We start from the raw sequence: 22,157 nt of genomic DNA, 5'->3' as shown, positions 1-22,157 counted from the left end.
GATTTATTGTGTTTTGTCGCCGCCCAACACGGTTTGCGGCTGCCATTTGCCGTCGACCACCCGGTACAGGGTGAAGCTCGGCTGTTGCAGGTTGCCCTGCGCATCGAAGGCAATGGCGCCGGTCACGCCCTGGTAATGTATGGCGCGCAGTTTCGGCAGGTAATCGGCCGGATTGGCCGAGCCGGCTTGTTCGATGGCGGCGATCAGCACCCGGGTGGCATCGTAGGCGAAGGGCGCATGCAGTTCGATGTGGGTGTGATAACGATCGCGGTAGGCTTGCTCAAACGCCTTGCCGCCCGGCATCTGCTCCAGCGGCAGCCCCGGCTCCAGCGCGACGACGCCTTCGCCTTCCCGCTGCGCCAACGTCAGGAAGGTTTGGCTGACAAAGCCGCCGGCGCCCATCAGCTGCGCGTTCATGCCCAGCTGTTTCAGCTTGCGCGCCAACGGCGCCGCTTGAGAATCCACGCCGCCGAAGAAAATCAGATCGGCGTTTTTACTGCGCACGGTGGTCAGCACGGCGCTGAAATCGACGGTCTTGTCATCCACATACTCGCGGGTGACCGGCTGCACGCCCTGGGCCTGCAGCGATTTGATAAACTCGTCCGCCAGCCCCTGGCCGAAAGCGGTGCGATCGTCGATTACCGCGATACGCTTGGCTTTCAGCGTTTTCACCGCATATTGCCCGGCGTAGTTGCCGCCGTCGTCGTCGTGGCCCATCACGCGGAAGCTGGTGTCAAAGCCTTGCTGCGTGTAGCCGTGACCGGTCGCCACCGGCGCCACCTGAGCGATGCCGGCGTCGTGGTAGATGCGCGCCGCCGGGATGCTGGTGCCGGTGTTCCAGTGGCCGACCACGCCGGCGACGCCTTCGTCGACCAAGCGCTGCGCCACGGCCACGGCGGTGCGCGGGTCGGACTGATCGTCCTCGGACAGTAATTTGAAGGTGACCGGTTTGCCGTTCAGCGTCGGTTTCTGTGCGTTAGCGTCGGCGATCGCCAGCCGTGCGCCGTTTTCGAGATCTTTGCCGATGCGCGCGGAAGGGCCGGTCAGCGGCCCGGCCAGGCCGATCAGCACGGTGTCGTCCGCCAGCGCCGGGAGGCTCAGGATCATTGTCATGGCGGCCAGCGCCAACGGCTTGATGCGAATGTTCTGCTGCATGTCATACTCCTGGTGCGGTTAAAGGTAACAACGGTTATTCACCCAAATAGATCTGTTTGATTTTTTCATCGTCCAGCATGTCGGCGGAGCGGCCGCTGTGGCTCAGGCTGCCGCTGTCCAATACGTAGGCGCGATCGGTGGACGCCAGCGCCAGGCGGGCGTTCTGCTCGACCAACAGCAGCGTGACACCGTCACGGGCTAACTGCTTGATGACCGAGAAAATGGCCTCCACCACAATCGGCGCCAGCCCCATCGACGGTTCGTCCAATATCAGCAGCCGCGGGCGGCTGAGCAGCGCGCGGCCCATCGCCACCATCTGTTGTTCACCGCCGGAAAGCAGCCCGGCCGGTTGATGCAGGCGCTCGCTCAGCCGTGGGAAGGTGGCGCACACGCGTTCGAAATCTTGCCGCACCGCCGATGCGTCACGCCGCGCATAGGCGCCCAGCTGCAGGTTTTCTCGCACCGTCAGGCGGGTGAAAATGCCGCGTCCCTCCGGCACCATCACCAGCCCCTGTTGCAGCAAGCGGTGCGGCGGCATGCCGCGAATCGAACGGCCGTCGAACAGGATGTCGCCCTCAAACGGCTGCAGGCCGGTCAGCGCCCGCAGGCTGGAGGTTTTGCCCGCGCCATTGGCGCCGATCAGCGTCACCTGTTCGCCGGCGTTCACCGTGAAATCGATGCCTTTGACCGCATGAATACCGCCATAAGACACTTTGAGTCGTTTAACGCTCAGCAGGGCTTCAGACATGCGCGCCACCTCCCAGATAGGCCTGAATGACCGCCGGTTCGCGCCGCACCTGCGCCGGTTCGCCTTCGGCGATCGCTTTACCGTAATCCAGCACCGTCAGCCGATCGCACAGACCCATCACCAGCTTGACGTCATGTTCAATCAGCAGCAGCGTTTTGCCGCTGTCGCGGATGCGCAGCAGCAGTTCGCGCAGCGCCACTTTTTCTCCGGCGTTCATGCCGGCCGCCGGTTCGTCCAGCGCCAGCAACCGGGGCTCGGTCGCCAGCGCGCGGGCAATCTCCAGCCGCCGCTGATGGCCGTAGGCGAGATCGCCGGCGCGGTAATGAGCGAATTGGCTGATGCCGACGTACTCCAGCAGCGCATGAGATTTATCGCGCACCGCCTGTTCCTCCTCCCTGGCGCGACGGTGCCGGGCGATCGCCGCCCACAGGCCGTTGCGGGTGCGCACGTGGCAGCCGACCATCACGTTTTCCAGCACGCTCATTTCATTGAACAACCGCAGGTTTTGGAAGGTGCGGGCAATGCCGGCCTGCGCCACTTTGTCGATCGCCTGGGGTTTATAGCGCTGGCCCGCCAGGCGGAACTCGCCCGCGTCGGCGCGATACAGGCCGGTGATCAGGTTGAAGCAGGTGGTCTTACCGGCGCCGTTCGGCCCGATCAGGCCGTAGATTTCCCCCTGGCGGATGCTCATGCTGACGTCATCCACCGCCGTCAGGCCGCCGAAGCGTTTGCTGATATGGTGTAAAGCGAGCAGCGGTGTCATGCGGCGGTCCTCCCAGCATGGCGAGCCGGCCACAGGCCCGCCGGGCGATACAGCATCACCAGGATCAGCGCCAGGCCGTAAAACAGTTGGCGAATGATTTCCGGGTCGATCAGCACCTGGCCGAACAGCGCCTGCTGCAGCGGCCCCATGCTGCTGCGCAGCAGCTCCGGCAGGGCGGCCAGCAGCAGCGCGCCCAGGATCACGCCGGGGATGTGCCCCATGCCGCCGAGCACCACCATCGCCAGTACGGCGATCGATTCCTGCAGAGTGAACGATTCCGGCGACACGAAGCCCTGAAACGCGGCAAACAACGCGCCGGCCACACCGCCAAAGGTGGCGCCGATGGCGAAGGCCAGCAGCTTGAAGTTGCGGGTATTGATGCCCATCGCCCGCGCGGCGTCCTCGTCTTCGCGGATCGCTGTCCATGCGCGGCCAATGCGCGAGTTTTGCAGCCGCAGGCTGATAAACAGGATCGCCAGCAGCAGCGCGGCGAACAGGTAGTAATAGAGATACAGCCCGGAGAAACGCACGCCGAACCACTCATGCATGCCGGAGAACTTCAGGCCGAACAGGCTGACCGGGTCGATGCCGGAAATGCCTTTAGGGCCGTTGGTGAGGTTGACCGGGCGATCGAGGTTACGCATCAGAATGCGCACGATCTCGCCGAAACCGAGCGTGACGATCGCCAGATAGTCGCCGCGCAGCCGCAGCGTCGGCGCGCCAAGCAGGATGCCGCACACCGCCGCCAGCAGCGCCGCCAGCGGGATCAGCCACAGCATCGACAGGTGCAGCCCGTCGGGGAACCACTGCAGCAGCAGCGGGAATTGCTGCGTCAGATGCGGTGATGACAGCAGCGCGGCCAAATAGGCGCCGACGGCGTAAAAGGCGATAAAGCCCATGTCCAGCAACCCGGTCATGCCCACTACGATGTTCAGCCCGAGCGCCAGCATCAGGTACAGCAGGGCGAAGTCGACGACCCGCACCCAGTAGTTGCCGCCGGCGGCGCCCGCCACCCAGGGCGCCAGCAGCAGCGCGAGAATGAACAGCGTCAGCCCCAGCCTGGCGCGACGCGGCGTGGCCAGAGGAACGGGGGGAGTCAAAACGGTCATGGTGATGTCCTTATGCGCGCGTGGCGATGCGTTCGCCCAAGAGCCCGGAGGGGCGGAAGACCAGCACGGCGATCAGCACCAGAAACGCGAACACGTCCTGGTAGTTGCTGCCGAACACGCCGCCGGTCAGCTCGCCGAGATAGCCGGTGCCCAGCGATTCGAACAGGCCCAGCAGCAATCCGCCGAGCATCGCGCCGCGCAGGTTGCCGATGCCGCCGAGCACGGCGGCGGTAAACGCCTTGATGCCCGGCAGAAAGCCCATCGAGAAACCGGCGTTGCCGTAGTTGCTGGCCATCATGATGCCGGCCACCGCCGCCAGCGCGCCGCCGAGCGCAAAGGTCAGAACGATGATGCGGTCAGGACTGATGCCCATCAGGCCGGCGACCTGCGGGTTTTCCGCCGTGGCGCGCATGGCGCGGCCGAAACGGCTGTGTTCGACCAGCAGCCAGAGGCCGGCCATGACCGCGACGGCCACCGCCAGCGTGACGATCGCCGTGCCGGTGATCACCGCCGGCGCATGCCCGCCGCTGCCTGCGGTCAGGGCGATGGGGGTCATTGGCAGCAGCTGCGGAAACATCAGGGGATTACGTGACCAGATCAGCATCGCCAGGGTTTGCAGCAGCAGCGAGACGCCGATGCCGCTGATCAGCGGAGCCAGGCGCGGCGCAGTGCGCAACCGGCGGTAGGCGAGACGCTCGATCGCCATCGAGGTAATGGCGCAGACCGCCATGGCGAACAGGGCCGCCAGCAGCAGCGTGGCGTACGGCGATAACGCGGGAAAGTGGTGTTGCAACACGCCGATCGCCGACAACGCGCTCAGCGCACCGACCATCAGCACGTCGCCGTGCGCGAAATTGATGATGCGCAGGATGCCGTACACCATGGTGTAACCGAGCGCGATCAGCGCATAGATGCTGCCGAGCATCAAACCGTTGACGGTTTGCTGTACCAGCGTATCCATAAGGAGAGTCCGGAGATAATGAGTCAGGAGGCTCACAGTAGAGAATTTAAAAAAATTGTAAAATACGGAAAAATACTTTCTTATACAAAAAACGAGTGATTTTAATACGTTGATTTTTATGTATATTGAACCCATCCCTTCAGTGTCGATTTCCCAAAAACAGTCAATATATGAAAAAAACAGAACAGTACGATGAGCCATTGCCGATGCTGCCGAACGATCCGCCGCTGCGCGCCGTGCGGGCGTTCGAAGCCATCGCGCGCCTGGGTGGCATCAGCGCGGCGGCTAACGAGCTGATGATTTCGCCTTCGGCGGTCAGTCATCAACTCAAAACGCTGGAGGCATTTTTGCAGATGCCGTTGACCGAACGGCAGGGGCGTAACCTGGTGCTGCGTAGCGAGGGGCGGGAGTATTACCGTTCGATTCGCTCGGCGTTCAACGTGCTGCGCCAGGCGACCGAACACGTGCGCGAGCAGTCCGCATCGCGGCAGGTCACCATCAGCCTGATCCCGCTGTTCGGCATGGGCTGGTTCATTCCGCGGCTGCGTGGCTTTTTGCGCGAAAATCCGGATATCGACATCAATGTGGTTTACGCCAACCACCGCAATTACCTGAGCGACGCCGCCGATCTGTCGATCCGCTTCGGGGTTGGGCAGTGGACCGGCTATCGCAGCGAAAAGCTGATGTCTGGCCAAATGGTGCCGGTGTGCAGCCGGGCATTCAGTAAACTGCACGGTTTGCTGGATACGCCGGATCAGCTGGCGACGCTGCCGCTGCTGCACGACGAGGAGCGCAATACCTGGATGCAATGGTTTCAGCAGGCCGGCGTTAAACGCCCGCTGCGCAGCATCGGGCCGATGTTTGAAGACGGATTGTTGACACTGGCGGCGGTGCAGGCGGGGCTAGGGTGCGCGTTGATGCGTGAACCGTTAATCGCCCAATACCTTGAGAGCGGTGAGTTGATCAAAATGTTCGATCTGCCGATCGACGACGGCCGCGATTATTACCTGTGCGCTCGACTGGATAGCGAGCTGTCGCAGGAAGGCGAAAATCTGCGGCAATGGCTGCGGCGTGAGGCGGCGGCTCAGAACGTCGGGGCATAATCTACAACCAACGCGTCTTTCAGCACCTGGCGGCTTGCAGTAGAGTGCGGGTTCCTGTGTCGCGATAAGGTATGACGATGCTGTTCGATTTAAACCAGCAGGCGGCCGAACTGCCCGAGGCCTGGCGTTCTGCCGTGCTGGGCCGCGTCGGTGCGGCCAATATCAAAGTGCTGCGCATGGACGCGCGCAGCATTGCGGATGAAGTGCATGATTACAGCGAAGGATTGCTGGTGATCAGCGGCCACCTGCGGCTGCAGGTGGCGGGGGAAGTGGTGGTGGTGCGCGCCGGCCAGCTGTATCAGGCCGCGGCCGGCGTGCCGCATCGCGTGTTGCCGGGCAGCGAAGGCACGCTGGTGATTGTCGATCTGCCGGAGGACTAAGCGGCGCCCAGGACCGCCAGCGCCACCTTTACCGCTGCCAATAGCCGCTCTTCAGTGACGCCGTCACGTGCCTGAATCGACAGGCCGTGCAGGAAGACGGCGAAATAGTCACCCAGGCTGTCGGCGTCGGTATCGGCCGGCAATTCGCCGGTTTGCACCGCCTGCCGCAGCCGTTCGATGATCTGCTGCGTACGCTGCAACCGATGCTCTGCCAGCCAGGTTTTGAGCCCATCGTTTTCCGCACTGACACTGGCGGCGGCGGAGACCACCATGCAGCCCTGCGGCAGATCTGGCCGGCTGTAGAGGCGCACGGCATCTTCCAGCATACGTTGGATCGCCGGGCGAATGCCGCTTTCCTGCGCGAAGGCGCGATCGGCGAAGCCGCCTTCCTCGGTTTCGTAACTGGCGATTGCCTCGCGGAACAGCTGCTCTTTGGAGCCGAACGCCTTGTAGATGCGTGCGGAAGCAATGCCCAATTCCGCCACCAGATCCGACATCGAGGTGCCTTCGTAACCTTGCCGCCAAAATAAGTTTCGCGCCTTCAAGAGCGCCTGTTCGCGGTCGAACTCACGCGGTCTGCCAGCCATTCTCTGCTCCAATTTACCTGCCATTCAGCGACATAGGATCGCTTAAATCGGCGGGAATACCAATGTCTTTATAAATTTCGCTTGCGGTGAACTCGCTTTGCTCCTATTGTTTGTCAATCGACAACCAATAGGAGTTTACGATGAAAACCCTCAAAGGTCCAAGCCTGCATCTCGCGCAGTTCAGCGATGAGACAGCGCCGTTCAACAGCCTGCCGGCCATCGCCGAGTGGGCGGCGCAAACCGGTTTTACCGCCTTGCAGATCCCGGCCTGGGATCGGCGTTTATTCGACGTGGCCACTGCCGCGGAAAGCCAAACTTACTGCGACGATCTGACTGGGATGTTGGCGGAGCAGGGGTTGGTGGTCAGTGAATTGACCAGCCATATCTTCGGCCAGCTGATGGCGGTACACCCGGCTTACGATGCGCTGTTTGACAGCTTCGCGCCGCCGGCGCTGCAGGGCAATCCGCAGGCGCGCGGCGAGTGGGCGCGGCAGCAAATGCTGCTGGCGGTGAAGGCGTCGGCGCGGCTCGGGCTCAGCGAGCTGGGCACCTTTTCCGGTTCGCTGGCCTGGCCCTATCTGTTCCCGTTCCCACAGCGCCCGGAAGGATTGATCGACACCGCGTTCGACGAACTCGCCAAACGCTGGCTGCCGGTGCTCGACGCCTGCGAAGAACAGGGCATCAACCTGTGTTATGAAATTCACCCGAGTGAGGATCTGCACGACGGCGTGACGTTCGAGAGGTTTCTTGAGCGCGTCGGTAACCACCCGCGTTGTCGGGTGCTGTTCGATCCGAGCCATATGGTGCTGCAGCAGCTTAACTATCTGGAGTTTATCGATATCTATAAGGACGTTATCGGCATGTTCCACGTCAAGGACGCCGAGTTCAATCCGACCGGTCGCCAGGGCATTTACGGCGGCTATCAATCCTGGATCGATCGCGCCGGCCGCTTCCGCTCGCTGGGCGACGGCCAGGTTGATTTCAACGGCATCTTTTCGCGCCTGACGCAGTACGGCTATTCGGGCTGGGCGGCATTGGAGTGGGAATGTTGCCTGAAAAACCCGCAGGACGGCGCGCGCGAAGGCGCAGCCTTCATTCGCGATCGCATTATCCGCGTCACCGACAAAGTGTTCGATGACTTCGCCGGTGCGCCGGTCAGCCCGCAGCAGATCAACGCCTTGCTCGGCATTCGCTGAGCCCAACTTTTCAGGGAGTCACCCATGCAATATCTACAGAACGAGGTCCCGTTGGCGGATCTCGCGGCGGAACACGTCTATCTCCAGGTGAACGGCCGGCGCCTTCACTGCGTGGTGGCCGGTGAAGGGCGGCCGGTGCTGCTGATCCCCGGCTGGCCGCAAACCTGGTACACCTGGCGTTATGTGATGCGCGCCTTGGCGGCGGCCGGTTTTCAGGCGATCGCCGTCGATCCGCCGGGCATCGGCGACTCTGACAAGCCCGCTGGCGGCTACGACACCGGCAGCATCGGTGCGGCGTTGCACGCGATGATGGCGCAGCTGGGCCATCAACGTTACCAACTGGTCGGCCACGACATCGGCATGTGGATCGGTTACGCCATGGCGAGCGATTTCCCGCAGGCGGTGGAGCGTCTGGTACTGACGGAGGCGGTGATCCCCGGCCTGGCGCCGCCGCCGCCGATTTTCGTCGCGCCGGAGGAGAATATCTTCCTGTGGCATTTCATGTTCAACCAGCTGGCGGATTTGCCGGAGACCCTGACCCAGGGGCGCGAGCGGGAGTATCTTGGCTATATCTTCAACCGCTGGTCTTATCGGCGCGATCGGGTGGCGGCTGAGGTCTATATCGCCGCCTATTCGGCGCCGGGCGGCCTGCGCGCCGGATTCGACTATTACCGGGCGATCCCGGAGACCGTTCGCCAGAACCGGCTGCGCGCCGCCACGCCGTTGACTATGCCGGTGTTGACGGTGGGAGCGGAGCACGCCACCGGCGACGCGCCGCTGACGACGCTACATGGCAATGCGCGCGATCTGCGGGGCGAAACCGTCGCCGGCTGCGGCCATTTCATCACCGAGGAGTGTCATGAGGCGTTTATCGCGCTGATTGCGCCGTTCCTGGCGGGAGAGCAACATGCCGCTTGATGAACACATCGCCGCCTTTTTGGCGGCCTCGGCCGACGCGCCGCTACCCGCTTCGTTGGCGGCAATGCGCGCGGCCACGGAAACCGGTTTACGCCAGCTGCAGGGCGAGGCGGAACCGAGCGGCGGCGTCAGGGACCATACGGTGGTCGCCGCCGATGGACACCGGATTGCACTGCGCGCCTATCTACCGGCGGGGGAAAACGGCACGACCGCGCAGCCGGCGATGCTGTTCGCCCACGGCGGCGGCTGGTGCCTCGGCTCACTGGCGTTGTACGATCGGCCCTGTCAGGCGTTGGCTAACGCCACCGGCCGGGTGATCCTGTCGGTTGACTATCGTCTGGCGCCGGAATACCCGTTTCCACAGCCGCTGGAAGATGTCTATCAGGCGCTCTGCTGGGTGGCGCAACGGGCGTCGCAGTTGGGGATCGACGCGCAGCGCCTGGCGGTGGGCGGCGACAGCGCCGGGGGTAATCTGGCGGCGGCGGTCGCGCTGTTGGCGCGGGATCGCGGCGGCCCGCACATCGAGCGCCAGCTGCTGCTGTACCCGGCGCTCAGCCGCGAGATGGCGACGACGAGCTATCGCGAGTTTGCCGAGGGGCACTTTCTGACGCGCGACGCGATGGGGTTTTGTTGGCAGCAGTATCTGGGCCAGCGGCGTGATCCCGGCGCGGAACCGTTGTATGCCGCCACGCTGCGCGGGTTACCGCCGGCCACCATCCTGAGCTGCGAATACGATCCGCTGCGCGATGAGGCCGAGCAGTATGCGCAGCGGCTACGCGAGGCGGGCGTGCCGGTGCGCTGCGAACGGTTGCCGGGCATGGTGCATGCCTGTATTCACATGCTGGGGCTGACCCCGGCGGCGCGGCAGCTGTTCGAACTGGCCGGTGAGTAAATAAATATCCTCCGGCATAGCCGGAGGTTTTTCATATGCGCCTATAAGGCTCTCTTGCCAGCTGCGCCCTAACAGGCGCATCGCGATCTGACATTTGCTTCTATCGGTTACTTCCGACCCGTAAACGGGCTACCTGGATAGGGGATCGACAACTGCTCACCCATCTTATCCTCTTCCAGTTGGTGCTTTATGTATTCTTGTATCTTGGCTGTATTTTTACCCACCGTATCAACGTAATACCCTCGACACCAAAACTCCCTGTTACGGTATTTGAACTTCAAATCCCCAAACTGCTCATAAAGCATCAGGCTGCTCTTGCCCTTCAGATACCCCATAAACCCCGATACACTCATCTTGGGGGGAATTTCCAGAAGCATATGGATGTGATCCACACAACATTCCGCCTCCAGAATATTCACGCTTTTCCATTCACAAAGCTTTCTTAAGATACTGCCAATTGCTCTGCGCTTTTCCCCGTAGAACACCTGTCTTCGGTACTTCGGCGCAAATACTATGTGATATTTACAGTTCCAGCGCGTGTGCGCTAAGCTCTTTTCGTCCCTCATAGGGACCCCCTTTTGATTTCTTGTTGAACGTTCGCAGTTGCCAGACCGCAAACTGTTTTAACAAATCAAAAGGGGTCTTTATAACTGGCTCAAAGCTGAAAGCTTTACGGAACCCCCAGCCTAGCTGGGGGTTTTTGCATACAAAAAAAAGCCCCGCATTGCGGGGCTTCTGGCTATTCATCCGCCGGGCGATTATCGGCCGGCGACGGTGACAAAGCGCGTTTCCAGGTAGGATTTGATCGCTTCGCTGCCGCCTTCGGTGCCGTGGCCGGAGTCTTTCACGCCACCAAACGGCGTTTCCGGCAGGCCGAAACCGATGTGGTTGATGCTCAGCATGCCGCTCTCCACGTCGCGCCCCAGCGCATTGACCGTGGCGATGTTGCGGCTGTAAGCGTAGGCGGCCAGGCCGTACGGCAGGCGGTTGGCTTCGGCGATCGCCTCGTCATAGGTAGCGAACGGGCGCAGCAGGGCGACCGGGCCAAACGGCTCTTCCGACATGGCGCGCGCGCTCAGCGGCACGTCGCGTAGCACCGTCGGCTCGAAGAAGTTGCCTTTGCCCGCCACGCGCTTGCCGCCGGTGCTGGCCTTCGCCCCGTGGGCGACGGCATCCTGCACCAGCGCCTCGATATTGTCGACGCTGCGGCCCAGCACCATCGGCCCCATCGTCACGCCGTCTTCCAGCCCGTTGCCGAGCTTGAGCTCACGCACCGCGGCGGTGAATTTCTCCACGAAGGCCTCATAAACGCCTTGTTGGATCAGGAAGCGGGTCGGGGCGATACAGACCTGGCCGGCGTTGCGGAACTTGGACTGCGCCAGCTCTTTGGCCGCCGCGTCGAGATCGGCATCGTCGAAGATCAGCACCGGCGCGTGGCCGCCCAGTTCCATGGTGGCCTTTTTCATATGCTGGCCGGCCAGCGCCGCCAGATGCTTGCCCACGCGGGTGGAGCCGGTGAAGGAGATCTTGCGAATGGTCGGATGCGGGATCAGGTATTCCGAGATTTCCGCCGGGGTGCCGTACACCAGCGCGATCACCCCGGCCGGAATACCCGCGTCGGCGAAGGCTTTGATCAGCTCAGCCGGTGAGGCCGGCGTTTCTTCCGGGCCTTTGACGATGATGGAACAGCCCGCCGCCAGCGCGGCGGACAGCTTGCGCACGATCTGGTTGATCGGGAAGTTCCACGGCGTGAAGGCGGCCACCGGGCCGACCGGCAGCTTGAGGGTTTGCTGCTGTACATCGCGGGCGCGGGAAGGAATGATCTGCCCGTAGGTGCGGGTGGCTTCGCCGGCGAACCAGTCGATAACGTCGGCGGCGTTGAGAATTTCGACTTTGGCCTGCGCCACCGGTTTGCCCTGTTCCTGCGTCATGACGGCGGCGATGGCGTTGGCGCGTTCGCGCAGCAGCGCCGCGGCTTTGCGCATCAGGTTGGCGCGCTGGTGCGCGGCGGTGTCGCGCCAGACGTTAAATCCGCGCTCGGTGGCGGCCAGCGCCAGATCGAGATCCTCTGCGGCGGCATGCGCCACTTGACCGATGACCTCGTCGGTAGCGGGATTGGTGACCGGCAGGGTTTTTCCGGCCAGTGCGCTGCGCCATTGTCCATCGATATACAGTTGAGTATCCGGATACATTGTTGCCTCTTGTTTGCGGAGTGTCAGGGGCCGATGAGCTTCGCGATGCGGCCCGTCTGAAAGGGACAGGGACCTTAACCCTACGCCGAATGGCGGCGATCGTCCAGGCGAGGGGCACGAAAGGAGCAGGGCGGCTACTCAACCGGCGATGTTTTGGCTATGCTGAGCAGATTGTCAGCACGGATGAGGAGGTCGGGTGCAAGGGGTTCCACAACAGTTTCCGTTCGAGAAGGACTGCGCGCAGTTCCGGCATTTGTCGCATCTGCCCGGCGTCGAACTCTATCAGGCGCATATCGAACGCTATGCCTTCGAGCCGCATACCCACGACGCCTTCGCCATCGGCACCGTGGACACCGGGGCGGAGCGTTTTCGCTATCGCGGGGCGCAGCACCTGGCGGCGCCGGGCGCGCTGGTGCTGATGAACCCGGACGAGCTGCACACCGGCGAAGCCGAAACGCCGGGCGGCTGGTGTTATCGCATGCTCTACCTGGCGCCCGAGGCGCTGGAGCAGCTGTCCGGCGATCGGTGCCAGTGGTTTACCGATGCGGTGCGCCACGATCCGCGGGCGGCGCAGCGCCTGTCCGCCATTCTCGCCACGCTGTGGCAAACCGACGATCCGCTCACGCTCGACGGCCTGCTGTTGGAGGCGGTCGAGGTGTTGCACCCGCACATCCGTACCGGGCGGCGAGAGAAAGCCGAGGCGGCGCACCGTTTCGAGGTGGTGAAAAGCTACCTGCACGATAACTTCGCCGAGGCCGTGACCCTCAACCAACTGGCCGAGCTGGTGTCGCTCAGCCCGTACCATTTCCTGCGCAAGTTCAAGGCCGAATATCACGTTTCGCCGCAGCAGATGCTGATGGCGATCCGGCTGTCACAGGCCAAACGCATGCTGGAGCGCGGCATGCCCGCTGCACAGGTGGCGGCGGCGGCGGGGCTGACCGATCAGGCTCACCTGACGCGTGCCTTCGCCAACCGTTACGGCGTCACGCCAGTGCGTTTCCAGAAACAGGTGAAATTGGGCTAAAACAGCAACCTGCTACAATAATTCCTCCCCGCGTTTTCGTTACTCTGCCGCTGTCTTGTCGGGCGGGTTGGCCGCGCCGGCCGTTTGTCGGAGTCGTTATGTTCATTGGCGTTGTGTTTGCCCTGGCCGCCGGGCTGATGTGGGGACTGATTTTCGTCGGCCCGCTGCTGGTGCCGGATTATCCCGCCGCGCTGCAGTCCACCGGGCGCTATCTGACCTTCGGGCTGATCACCTTGCCGCTGGCGTGGTTCGATCGCCGCCGCCTGCGCAAGCTGCGGCGCCAGGATTGGCTGGAAGCGCTCAAACTGACGGCCATCGGCAATCTGCTGTACTACCTGTGCCTGGCCAGCGCCATTCAGCGTACCGGCGCACCGGTATCGACCATGATCATCGGCACCTTGCCGGTGGTGATCGCCATCTGCGCCAATCTGTTTTACGGCAGGCACGACGGGCGGCTGGCCTGGAGCAAGCTGGCGCCGGCGCTGCTGCTGATCGTCTGCGGGTTAGCGTGCGTAAACATCGCCGAACTGCGCGGCAATGCGGTGCCGATCGACGGCTGGCGCTATCTCAGCGGCCTTGGGCTGGCCGCGTTGGCGGTGGCGTGCTGGACCTGGTTCCCGCTGCGCAATTCGCGTTGGCTGCGGGAGAACCCGACGCAGCGGCCGGCCACCTGGGCCACGGCGCAGGGGCTGGTGACGCTGCCGCTGGCGCTGCTGGGCTATCTGGCGGTCTGCGGCCAATTGGCGCTGAGCGAACCGGCGTTTGCCTTGCCGTTCGGCCCGCGCCCTGAGGTGTTTATCCCGCTGATGCTAGTTATTGGCGTGTTCTGCTCCTGGCTGGGGGCGCTGTGCTGGAACGAAGCCAGCCAGCGGCTGCCGACGGTGTTGGTGGGGCCGCTTATCGTGTTCGAAATTCTGGCGGGGTTGGCCTATACCTTTCTGCTGCGCCAGGCCTGGCCGCCGCTGCTGACATTGGCCGGCATCGTTTGCCTGATCGCCGGCGTGGTGTACGCCATGCGTATCAAGCCGCAGCCGGTGGTGGTGGCGTTGGAGGACAAGCCGAGGTGACGCCCGCCGCGAAGGCGGGCGCGAGGGTTAACGCTTGCTGTGGTGAATGATTTCTTCGGCCACGTTGCGCGGCGCTTCGGCGTAGTGGCTAAATTCCATGGTGTAGGTGGCGCGGCCCTGCGACATCGAACGCAGGGTGGTCGAGTAACCGAACATCTCGGACAGCGGCACCTTGGCGCGAATTTCCTTGCCGCCGCCGCCCGGGATCTCTTCCATACCCTGTACCAGACCGCGGCGTGAGGAGAGGTCGCCCATCACGTTGCCGGCATAATCCTCCGGCGTTTCCACTTCTACCGACATGATCGGCTCAAGGATCACCGGGTCCGCCAGGCGGCAGGCGTCCTTGAAGCCGAAGATCGCCGCCATGCGGAACGCCTGTTCCGACGAGTCGACATCATGGTAAGAACCGAAGGTCAGGTGTACCTTGACGTCCACCACCTGATAACCGGCCAGCACGCCGTTATTCAGCGCCTCAAGCACGCCTTTTTTCACCGCCGGGATAAACTCGCCCGGAATGACGCCGCCCTTGATCTCATCGAAAAACTCGAAGCCTTTGCCGGGTTCGTTCGGCTCGACGGTCAGCACCACGTGGCCGTATTGCCCTTTACCGCCGGATTGGCGCACGAACTTGCCTTCCACGTCGGCCACCCGTTTGCGGATGGTTTCGCGGTAAGACACCTGCGGTTTGCCGGTGGTGGTCTCCACACCGAACTCGCGGCGCATGCGATCGACGATGATCTCCAGGTGCAGCTCGCCCATGCCGTAGATAATGGTTTGGCCGGATTCTTCATCGGTGCGCACACGGAACGACGGATCTTCCGAAGAGAGCCGCTGCAGCGCGATGCCCATTTTCTCCTGGTCGCCCTTGGTCTTCGGCTCGATCGCTTGGGCGATCACCGGCTCGGGGAAGGTCATGCGCTCCAGCGTGATGATGGCGCCAGGGTCGCACAGCGTATCGCCGGTGGTGACGTCCTTCAGGCCGACGCAGGCGGCGATGTCGCCGGCGTGTAGTTCGTCGATGTCCTTACGATCGTTGGCGTGCATCTGCACGATGCGGCCGATGCGCTCCTTTTTGCCCTTGATTGGGTTGTAAACGCTGCTGCCTTTGGCCAGCACCCCGGAGTAGACGCGCACGAAGGTGAGTTGGCCGACGAACGGATCGGTCATCAGCTTGAACGCCAGCGCCGAGAATTTTTCGTTGTCGTCGGCTTTGCGAGTGATGATTTCATCGTGTTCACCGTGGCCTTCCATCGGCGGCACGTCGAGCGGCGAGGGCATCAGCTCGATCACCGCATCCAGCATGCGCTGCACCCCTTTGTTGCGGAACGCCGACCCGCACAGCATCGGCTGGATTTCGCCGGCGACGGTGCGCACCCGCAGCCCGTGAACGATCTCCTCTTCGCTCAGCGGCACCTGGTTGAGGTATTTCTCCATCAGTTCTTCCGAGGCTTCGGCGGCGGCCTCAATCATGTTTTCACGCCACTCCTGCGCCGAGTCGCGCAGCTCTGCCGGGATCTCTTCGAAGCTGAAGTTCATGCCCTGCGAGGCCTCGTCCCACAGAATGGCTTTCATCCGCACCAGATCCACCACGCCGCTGAAGTGGTCTTCGGCGCCGATAGGGATAACGATCGGCACCGGGTTGGCTTTCAGGCGCTCGATCATCATTTTGCGCACGCGGAAAAAATCCGCGCCGATGCGGTCCATCTTGTTGACGAACGCCAGCCGCGGCACTTTGTACTTGTTGGCCTGGCGCCAGACGGTTTCCGACTGCGGCTGCACGCCGCCCACCGAGTCATAGACCATCACGGCGCCGTCCAGCACGCGCATCGAACGCTCCACTTCAATGGTGAAATCGACGTGCCCGGGGGTGTCGATGATATTGATGCGGTGCTGCGGATAATTATGCTGCATGCCGTTCCAGAAGCAGGTGGTGGCCGCCGAGGTGATGGTGATGCCGCGCTCCTGTTCCTGCGCCATCCAGTCCATGGTCGCCGCGCCGTCATGCACTTCACCCAGCTTGTGGCTGACCCCGGTGTAAAACAGAATCCGCTCGGTGGTGGTGGTCTTGCCGGCATCGATATGCGCGGAGATGCCGATATTGCGGTAACGTTCGATAGGGGTGGTGCGAGCCATAATTAACCTTTCTTAGCCGCATGAAGGAGAGCGGCTTAAACAGCATGGATAATGATGATAATCCTCATAGGGTTATCCGCCGGATTGCAGAGCCTCGCTCTGGTCACAAACTAATCGTAGTTGAAGGCGTTAGTTTTTTTAAGCGATGGCTGTGATAGATGAAAGTTTGCGCGCATAACGGCGCCGGTGCAGAAAAGGGCGAAAAAAAAGGCCCGTAACGGGCCTGTTGTCGTAGGGCGCATTCGCCGCTTATTTGCGTCCCAGCAGGAAGCCGAAAACGATGCCGACCGCTGCTGCAACGGCTACGCCGGCCAGCGGGTTGGCTTCCACCTGCGTTCTTACGCTGTCCGCTGCGTCACGGGCGGCATAGCTGGCCTGGGAGGCGTATTTGCGCGCCGCGCCGCGCACCTGATGCTCCGGCGAATCAACGGCTTTGCCGAACGCTTCTTGTACCGCGCCTGCGGCTTCATTGGCTTTGTCTTCCGCTTTACCAAACATGCTGCTCTCCTGTTCCTTGTGGGTTAACGAACACTAAGCCTAGCAGGTGAATGGCATTTTTTGCAGCATTCTGTGCGTTATAAGATCAATCTGAGCAAAGAAAAGTCTTTCCATACGCACGGCGTCGGCTTCACCCGCGCGTTTTTTTATGTTCTATTGGCTAGCGGTTTAACCGAGTATCTTTACCCTTTGACCGATTCGTTGAGTTGAAAGGACTCCCCATGTCAGTACTGCGTATTCTGGCGCTGTTCGCCGCGACCGCCGCCGCGTTGCCCGCCCTGGCCAAGCCGGCGGCTCACGGCATGGCGGTCGAGAACGGCATTCGTTGGCAATCTTGTCTCAACAGCGGTTTTCAGCGCTGGTTCGATGAGGCGCCACCGCCGGGGCTGCGCTGCGGTTACCTCGAGGTGCCGTTAGCCTACGCCACGCCGCCCGCCCATGCGGCGCAGGCGGGCGAACAGACCGTGCGTCTGGCACTGACCCTGCAGCCCGCTACCGGGCCGAAAAAGGGCAGCGTAGTAATGATCAGCGGGGGCCCAGGCCTGCCGGGCATCAACCCCTATCTGGGCAACGACGCCCACGTCGCCAGACTGCGAAAATCCTACGATATCATCGGTTACGATCCGCGCGGCGTCGGTCAGTCGACGCCGAAAATTTCTTGTCAGCTGGCCGAAGGCGACGAAACCCCGACGCCGGACGATAACGACGTTGCCGGCGCGGAGAATCAGACGCGCACCCTGATTGCCGCCTGCATCAAACAGACCGGCGCGGACGTGTTGCAACACATCGGCACCGACGAGGCGGTCAACGATCTGAACGCGATCCGCCACGCGCTGGGCGAACCGGGGCTGACGGCGGTGGCATACTCTTACGGCACCAAGGTGGCGGCGCTGTATGCCGAACGTTTTCCGAAGAAGACGCGCGCGCTGGTGCTGGACGGGGTGGTGGATCTGGCGGAGGACGACTTCACCCAGCGCATGAACCAGGAGCGGGGCTTCCAGCAAAGCTTCCTGCGCTTCGCCGCCTACTGCGGCAAAACCGACAGCTGCCAGCTGGGCGGCGGCGCTAATCAGGCGCTGCAGCGCTATCATGCCTTACTGCGCAAGCTGCACGATCAACCGTTCGTCACTGCGGCGGGCTATGAAATCTCCGCCGACGATGTGCTGACGGTCACGCGTTCGCTGCTGCTGTGGCCGGAGCGCTGGCATGAGCTGGCGACCGTGCTGCGTCAACTCGATGCCGGCATCGCCGGGCAGCAGGTTTCCGATCTGATTGACGAAAGCTATTCGCCGGATGCCGATGATGCCCTGAACGTCATCACCTGCGCCGACGTCGCCAACCCGACGGCCGATCCGCAGCAGTTGCGCAGGCAGCGGCAGGAGATCAATACCGCCGCTTTGTACGCTCACTACCTGCCGCTACACGAGTATCCGCTGGAAATGTGCGATCTATGGCCGTACCGCGGCAAAGATCGGCCGCACACCCCGGTGGCGTCCGCCGCGCTGCCGCCGCTGCTGTTCGTCGCCCAGCGCTACGATCCGACCACGCCGTACCGCAACGCCCAGGTGATGGCCGCCGCCTTTAAAAGCCCGCTGATCACCCGCGAACGCGACGGACATACGCTGGCGCTGAACGGCATCGACAGCTGCGTTGACGAAAGCGTGGTGGAGTATCTGCTGGCGCCGAAAAAGCCGCGCCGCGACAAGGTTTGCCGCTGAGGAGGCCGGGGCAGCCCGGCCACAAGAGAGTCAGCCGGCGAAAATATGCGCCTGGCCCATCACGTTGAGATTGACCTGTGCACCGGGCCGCAGGCCTTCGCGGCTGACGGTTTTGATCTCGAGCTGTGCGCCGGTGGCCGCCATTTGCAGATTGAGGGTGGAGACGAAGCCGGCGAAATCGATGCCGGTGATCACCGCCTGGCCGCGCTGCGCCGGATCGGATAAACCGATTTGAATCTGCTCCGGGCGCAGCATGATGCGCGCTGAGCCGCTGCGTTGGCGATCGTCGACGGCGATGCGCCCCAATGCGCAGTCTGCCCAGCCCTGCGCCAGTTCGGCGGTCAGCACCAGCGTTTCGCCAAGGAAACTGGCGGTCGGTTCATCGACCGGGCGCAGATAGAGATCTTGCGGCGCGCCCACCTGCGCCAGCCGGCCGTTGCGCATCACCGCCACCTGATCGGCGAACGACAGCGCCTCGCTCTGATCGTGCGTAACCAGAATCGACGCCACTTTGGCCTCCGTCAGCAGTTCGGCCACCGCTTTGCGGGTGGCGGCGCGCAGGCCGGTATCCAACGCCGAGAACGGCTCATCCAGCAACATCAGCCGAGGTTGTTGCGACAAAGCGCGCGCCAGCGCGACCCGCTGCTGCTGTCCGCCGGACAACTCGTGCGGCCACAGCGCGGCCAGGCGGCGATCCAGCGCTACCATTTCCATCAGCGCCTCAATACGGTGCTGTTTCTCGCGTTTGCTTCCTTTAAGGCCAAAACCGATGTTGCCGGCAACGGTAAAGTGCGGGAACAGTGCGCCATCCTGCGGGACGAAGCCGATGCCGCGCAGATGCGCCGGCACCCAGCCGCCGCCGTTGCCCATGGCTTGCCCTTGCAGCAGGATCTGGCCGCCGTCGGGGATTTCAAAGCCGGCGATGATGCGCAGCAGGGTGGTTTTGCCGGAGCCGGAAGGGCCGACGATCGCCGTGCGGCTGCCGGCGGCAACCTGCAGGTCGATGTGTTCCAGCACCCTGATGGCATTGTAAGATTTTCCGATACCGTGCAGTTCGAGCGTGCTCATAGTCCCGCCGTACGTTTAGATTGAGAGTAAAGAAGCCAGGTGAGCGGCAGCGACAGCGCCACCATAATCAGCGCATAAGGCGCGGCGGCGACATAGTCTATCTCGCTGGTCAGCGCCCAAAATCCGGTGGCCAGCGTGCGGGTGCCGTTCGGCGCCAGCAGCAGCGTGGCGGTCAGTTCATTGGCGATCGCCAGAAACACCAGCGCGGCGCCCGCAGCGGCGCCCGGCGCCGCCAGCCGCAGCGTGGTGCTCCACAGCGCCTGCGCCGGCGATTTGCCGAGGCTGCGCGCCACGTTTTCCAATTCCACCGGCGCCTGTGCGATACCGGCGCGCAGATTGATCAGCGCCCGCGGCATAAACATCAGCAGATATGCCAGCAGCAGGGTGATTTCGGTCTGGTAAATCGGCCGGAAGCTGTGAATGGTGATGGTCACCAGCGCCAGCGCCACCACGATACCAGGCAGCGAGCTGGTCACGTAGTTGCAGCCTTCCAGCACCCGATACAGCCGGGCCGGATAGCGTACCGACAGCCAGGCCATCGGAATGGCGCACAGCGTAATCAACAATGCGCCAGCGGCGGACAGCGACAGCGTTTGCCACAGCGCGGGCCACAGCTCGGCGTTACGCCACACCTCGAATCCACCCAGCCAAAGCCAGCGGGCCAGGGTGATGAAAGGCACGCCCAGCGCCAACGCGGTCAGCGCGATCGGCAGCAGCAGCGCCAGTGCGGCGAACGGCGCTGACAGGCGACGCGGCGTTTGGCTGCGGGCGCTGCCGGAACCGACGCGGGCATAGCGCGCGCGGCCGCGGCTTATCGCCTCAAGCAACAGTAACCCCAGGCAGCACAGCACCAACACGCCGGCCAGCATGTTGGCCGCCGGGCCGTTGAAGGTCGACTGGAACTGATCGAAGATCGCGGTGGTAAAGGTATCGAAACGGATCATGGCGTACAGGCCATACTCCGCCAGCAGGTGCAGCGCGATCAGCAACGAACCGCCCCAGACCGCCAGCTTCAGCTGCGGCAGCACCACGCGGAAAAACACCGCCGGCGGCCGCGAGCCGAGTGAGGTAGCGACGTCTTCGATACCGGGATCCAGACGGCGCAAGACCGCGGCGGCCGGTAGGTAAATGAACGGGAAATAGGCGAGCACCGAGATGAAAACGCCGGCGCCCAGGCCGTGCATCGACGGCACCAGGCTGATCCAGGCATAGCTTTGCACAAAGGCCGGCACCGCCAACGGCGCGGTGGCCAATACCGCCCAGAGACGGCGGCCCGGCAGCGTGGTGCGTTCGGTCAACCAGGCCAGGGCCACGCCCAGCACGGCGCAGATCGGCAGCGTTAACACCACCAACAGCAGAGTATTCAACAGCAGTTCCGCCACGCGTGGGCGGAAAACCAGTGCTTTGACCGTTTGCCAGCCGGTTTCAAACGCCACGCCGATAACGAATCCCAGCGGCAACAGCGCCAGCAGCGACAGTAACACAGCGCTGGCCATCACGATCGCCCCTGGCCGCGGATGAAGGGGGACAACAGAATAACGCCGCGCGGTCTGCGCGGCGTGGGTACTCAGGTTTGACATAACGATCAAAAACTCTCGGTTTGCCGGCGGGCCTTACAGCAGGCCGGCCTCGGTCATCAGTTCGACCACTTTTTTACTGTTCAGCTGCGCGGCGTCTACTTTCGGTGCGTCCAGATCTTTCAGCGGCACCAGTTTCGGGTTGGAGGCCGCACCGACGCCGACGGCGTATTCGAAGGCATTGTTGGTGCGCAGGATCTCCTGGCCCTGTTTGCCGGTGATCCACTTGATGAAGGCCTGCGCCTGCTGCTGATGCTTGCTGGAAGCCAGCACGCCGCCGCCGGAGATGCTGACGAATGCGCCCGGATCCTGATGTTTGAAGTAATACAGCTTGATGTTGTTGCTGTTCTCGCCGGTTTTAGCGCCGTCGACGAACGGGTAGTAATGATAGATCACGCCGCTGTCGATCTGGCCGGCATTGACCGCTTTCATCACCGTGCTGTTGCCTTTATAGGCGGTAAAGTTGGTTTTCATCGCTTTCAGCCACTCCAGCGTGGCTTTCTCGCCTTTCAGCGCCAGCAGCGCGCTGACGATCGCCTGGAAATCGGCGCCCGATGGCGAAGCGGCCCAGCGGCCTTTCCATTCCGGCTTGGCCAGATCCAGCAGCGACTTCGGCAACTGCGCGTCGGTCAGTTTGGCCGGGTTGTAGACGAACACGGTAGAACGGGCGGCGATGCCGGTCCAGCGGCCGTGGCTGGGGCGATATTGCGGCTCTACCTGGGCCAACGTCGCGGCGTCCAGCGGGGCGAACAGCTTGGCGTTATCCACCAACACCATCGCCGGGGAGTTTTCCGTCAGGAACACGTCGGCAGGCGAGGCGCTGCCTTCCTGCACCAGCTGATTGCCCAGCTCGCTGTCGCCGCCGTTGCGCAGCGTGACTTTGATGCCGGTGTCTTTGGTAAACCCGTCGACCCAGGATTTCACCAGATTTTCATGCTGGGCGTTGTAAATAACGATGCCCTGGTCGGCGGAGGCCGCCTGAGCGCCAAAGGCCAGCATCATCGAGGAGGCGAGCAGGGCGACGGGGCCGAGAGATGAAATACGCAGCTTCATGCAGTTATCCTTTTT

At 62.8% G+C, this 22,157-nt stretch carries 21 protein-coding genes; 8 read left to right on the top strand and 13 right to left on the bottom strand.

The genetic code is table 11. From position 1 onward, the window contains the following. Nucleotides 1-3: 3 nt before the first annotated feature. The 5 genes from ACSJLU_RS12560 to ACSJLU_RS12540 form a co-directional block, all read right to left on the bottom strand. Nucleotides 4-1,113 (bottom strand): branched-chain amino acid ABC transporter substrate-binding protein, encoded by a 1,110-nt coding sequence (locus ACSJLU_RS12560; protein ID WP_376783384.1) that lies wholly within the window; start codon nucleotides 1,111-1,113, stop codon nucleotides 4-6. 76 nt (nucleotides 1,114-1,189) lie between these two features. Further along, nucleotides 1,190-1,903: an ABC transporter ATP-binding protein gene (locus ACSJLU_RS12555; protein ID WP_043143459.1), complete on the bottom strand. Its 714-nt coding sequence runs from the start codon at nucleotides 1,901-1,903 to the stop codon at nucleotides 1,190-1,192. Next, the gene (locus ACSJLU_RS12550) at nucleotides 1,896-2,666 is read right to left on the bottom strand and encodes an ABC transporter ATP-binding protein (protein ID WP_033643185.1); all 771 of its coding nucleotides are present in this window, start codon (nucleotides 2,664-2,666) and stop codon (nucleotides 1,896-1,898) included. Before ACSJLU_RS12550 ends, ACSJLU_RS12555 begins: the two co-directional genes overlap by 8 nt. Continuing rightward, a complete protein-coding gene (locus ACSJLU_RS12545; RefSeq protein ID WP_197836819.1) occupies nucleotides 2,663-3,775 on the bottom strand; it encodes an ABC transporter permease subunit in 1,113 nt (370 codons plus the stop codon). The genes ACSJLU_RS12550 and ACSJLU_RS12545 overlap by 4 nt, the downstream gene beginning before the upstream one ends. Before the next feature lie 10 nt (nucleotides 3,776-3,785). Next, complete coding sequence (locus ACSJLU_RS12540) at nucleotides 3,786-4,736, bottom strand: branched-chain amino acid ABC transporter permease (RefSeq protein WP_043143464.1); 951 nt, start codon at nucleotides 4,734-4,736, stop codon at nucleotides 3,786-3,788. Between the two features lie 170 nt (nucleotides 4,737-4,906). Between ACSJLU_RS12540 and ACSJLU_RS12535 the strand changes: the two genes are divergently transcribed. Both ACSJLU_RS12535 and ACSJLU_RS12530 read left to right on the top strand, forming a co-directional pair. After that, nucleotides 4,907-5,839, top strand: coding sequence for a LysR substrate-binding domain-containing protein (locus tag ACSJLU_RS12535; protein WP_049207516.1), 933 nt, complete (start codon nucleotides 4,907-4,909; stop codon nucleotides 5,837-5,839). A 77-nt stretch (nucleotides 5,840-5,916) separates the two neighbouring features. Then, complete coding sequence (locus ACSJLU_RS12530) at nucleotides 5,917-6,219, top strand: cupin domain-containing protein (RefSeq protein ID WP_043143548.1); 303 nt, start codon at nucleotides 5,917-5,919, stop codon at nucleotides 6,217-6,219. On the opposite strand, the gene ACSJLU_RS12525 is transcribed toward ACSJLU_RS12530, so the two are convergent. After that, on the bottom strand, nucleotides 6,216-6,806 hold the full coding sequence (locus ACSJLU_RS12525) for a TetR/AcrR family transcriptional regulator (RefSeq protein ID WP_025302929.1): 591 nt from the start codon (nucleotides 6,804-6,806) through the stop codon (nucleotides 6,216-6,218). The genes ACSJLU_RS12530 and ACSJLU_RS12525 overlap by 4 nt on opposite strands. A 140-nt stretch (nucleotides 6,807-6,946) precedes the next feature. On the opposite strand from ACSJLU_RS12525, the gene ACSJLU_RS12520 reads away from it, so the two are divergent. From ACSJLU_RS12520 to ACSJLU_RS12510, 3 genes are read left to right on the top strand one after another with little or no spacing between them, the layout of a single operon-like run. Further along, nucleotides 6,947-8,002, top strand: coding sequence for a sugar phosphate isomerase/epimerase family protein (locus ACSJLU_RS12520; protein ID WP_173890185.1), 1,056 nt, complete (start codon nucleotides 6,947-6,949; stop codon nucleotides 8,000-8,002). A 24-nt stretch (nucleotides 8,003-8,026) separates the two neighbouring features. Beyond that, the gene (locus ACSJLU_RS12515) at nucleotides 8,027-8,920 is read left to right on the top strand and encodes an alpha/beta fold hydrolase (protein WP_380825208.1); all 894 of its coding nucleotides are present in this window, start codon (nucleotides 8,027-8,029) and stop codon (nucleotides 8,918-8,920) included. Next, nucleotides 8,910-9,812: an alpha/beta hydrolase gene (locus tag ACSJLU_RS12510; RefSeq protein WP_089180942.1), complete on the top strand. Its 903-nt coding sequence runs from the start codon at nucleotides 8,910-8,912 to the stop codon at nucleotides 9,810-9,812. Before ACSJLU_RS12515 ends, ACSJLU_RS12510 begins: the two co-directional genes overlap by 11 nt. A gap of 107 nt (nucleotides 9,813-9,919) precedes the next feature. Here ACSJLU_RS12510 and tnpA read toward each other — a convergent pair whose 3' ends face one another. Beyond that, nucleotides 9,920-10,378 carry an IS200/IS605-like element IS1541B family transposase gene (tnpA, locus tag ACSJLU_RS12505; RefSeq protein WP_141997679.1) on the bottom strand — a complete coding sequence of 153 codons (459 nt, stop codon included), beginning with the start codon at nucleotides 10,376-10,378 and terminating at the stop codon, nucleotides 9,920-9,922. A gap of 192 nt (nucleotides 10,379-10,570) precedes the next feature. Continuing rightward, complete coding sequence (locus tag ACSJLU_RS12500; protein WP_089180941.1) at nucleotides 10,571-12,004, bottom strand: NAD-dependent succinate-semialdehyde dehydrogenase; 1,434 nt, start codon at nucleotides 12,002-12,004, stop codon at nucleotides 10,571-10,573. Between the two features lie 196 nt (nucleotides 12,005-12,200). Here ACSJLU_RS12500 and ACSJLU_RS12495 point away from each other — a divergent pair, with 196 nt between their 5' ends. Together ACSJLU_RS12495 and ACSJLU_RS12490 are read left to right on the top strand one after the other, a co-directional pair. Beyond that, nucleotides 12,201-13,028 carry an AraC family transcriptional regulator gene (locus ACSJLU_RS12495; RefSeq protein ID WP_089180940.1) on the top strand — a complete coding sequence of 276 codons (828 nt, stop codon included), beginning with the start codon at nucleotides 12,201-12,203 and terminating at the stop codon, nucleotides 13,026-13,028. A gap of 98 nt (nucleotides 13,029-13,126) precedes the next feature. After that, a complete protein-coding gene (locus ACSJLU_RS12490) occupies nucleotides 13,127-14,095 on the top strand; it encodes a DMT family transporter (RefSeq protein WP_439040994.1) in 969 nt (322 codons plus the stop codon). Nucleotides 14,096-14,122: 27 nt separating this feature from the next. On the opposite strand, the gene fusA is transcribed toward ACSJLU_RS12490, so the two are convergent. Next, the gene (gene fusA, locus ACSJLU_RS12485; protein ID WP_049205661.1) at nucleotides 14,123-16,228 is read right to left on the bottom strand and encodes an elongation factor G; all 2,106 of its coding nucleotides are present in this window, start codon (nucleotides 16,226-16,228) and stop codon (nucleotides 14,123-14,125) included. Nucleotides 16,229-16,477: 249 nt separating this feature from the next. Continuing rightward, a complete protein-coding gene (locus tag ACSJLU_RS12480; RefSeq protein WP_016927634.1) occupies nucleotides 16,478-16,726 on the bottom strand; it encodes a CsbD family protein in 249 nt (82 codons plus the stop codon). A gap of 221 nt (nucleotides 16,727-16,947) precedes the next feature. On the opposite strand from ACSJLU_RS12480, the gene ACSJLU_RS12475 reads away from it, so the two are divergent. Then, a complete protein-coding gene (locus ACSJLU_RS12475; RefSeq protein ID WP_043143479.1) occupies nucleotides 16,948-18,444 on the top strand; it encodes an alpha/beta hydrolase in 1,497 nt (498 codons plus the stop codon). 30 nt (nucleotides 18,445-18,474) lie between these two features. Here ACSJLU_RS12475 and ACSJLU_RS12470 read toward each other — a convergent pair whose 3' ends face one another. From ACSJLU_RS12470 to ACSJLU_RS12460, 3 genes are read right to left on the bottom strand one after another with little or no spacing between them, the layout of a single operon-like run. Next, a complete protein-coding gene (locus tag ACSJLU_RS12470; RefSeq protein ID WP_025302920.1) occupies nucleotides 18,475-19,512 on the bottom strand; it encodes an ABC transporter ATP-binding protein in 1,038 nt (345 codons plus the stop codon). Continuing rightward, nucleotides 19,509-21,092 (bottom strand): ABC transporter permease, encoded by a 1,584-nt coding sequence (locus tag ACSJLU_RS12465; RefSeq protein ID WP_043143484.1) that lies wholly within the window; start codon nucleotides 21,090-21,092, stop codon nucleotides 19,509-19,511. The genes ACSJLU_RS12470 and ACSJLU_RS12465 overlap by 4 nt, the downstream gene beginning before the upstream one ends. A 33-nt stretch (nucleotides 21,093-21,125) precedes the next feature. After that, the gene (locus tag ACSJLU_RS12460; protein WP_043143486.1) at nucleotides 21,126-22,142 is read right to left on the bottom strand and encodes an iron ABC transporter substrate-binding protein; all 1,017 of its coding nucleotides are present in this window, start codon (nucleotides 22,140-22,142) and stop codon (nucleotides 21,126-21,128) included. Nucleotides 22,143-22,157: the final 15 nt, after the last annotated feature.

The sequence above is a fragment of the Serratia bockelmannii genome (assembly GCF_051803255.1).
Lineage (GTDB): Bacteria > Pseudomonadota > Gammaproteobacteria > Enterobacterales > Enterobacteriaceae > Serratia > Serratia bockelmannii.
The sequence above is the reverse complement of the archived record's forward strand: the minus strand, read 5'-3'. Positions and strand labels throughout refer to the sequence as shown.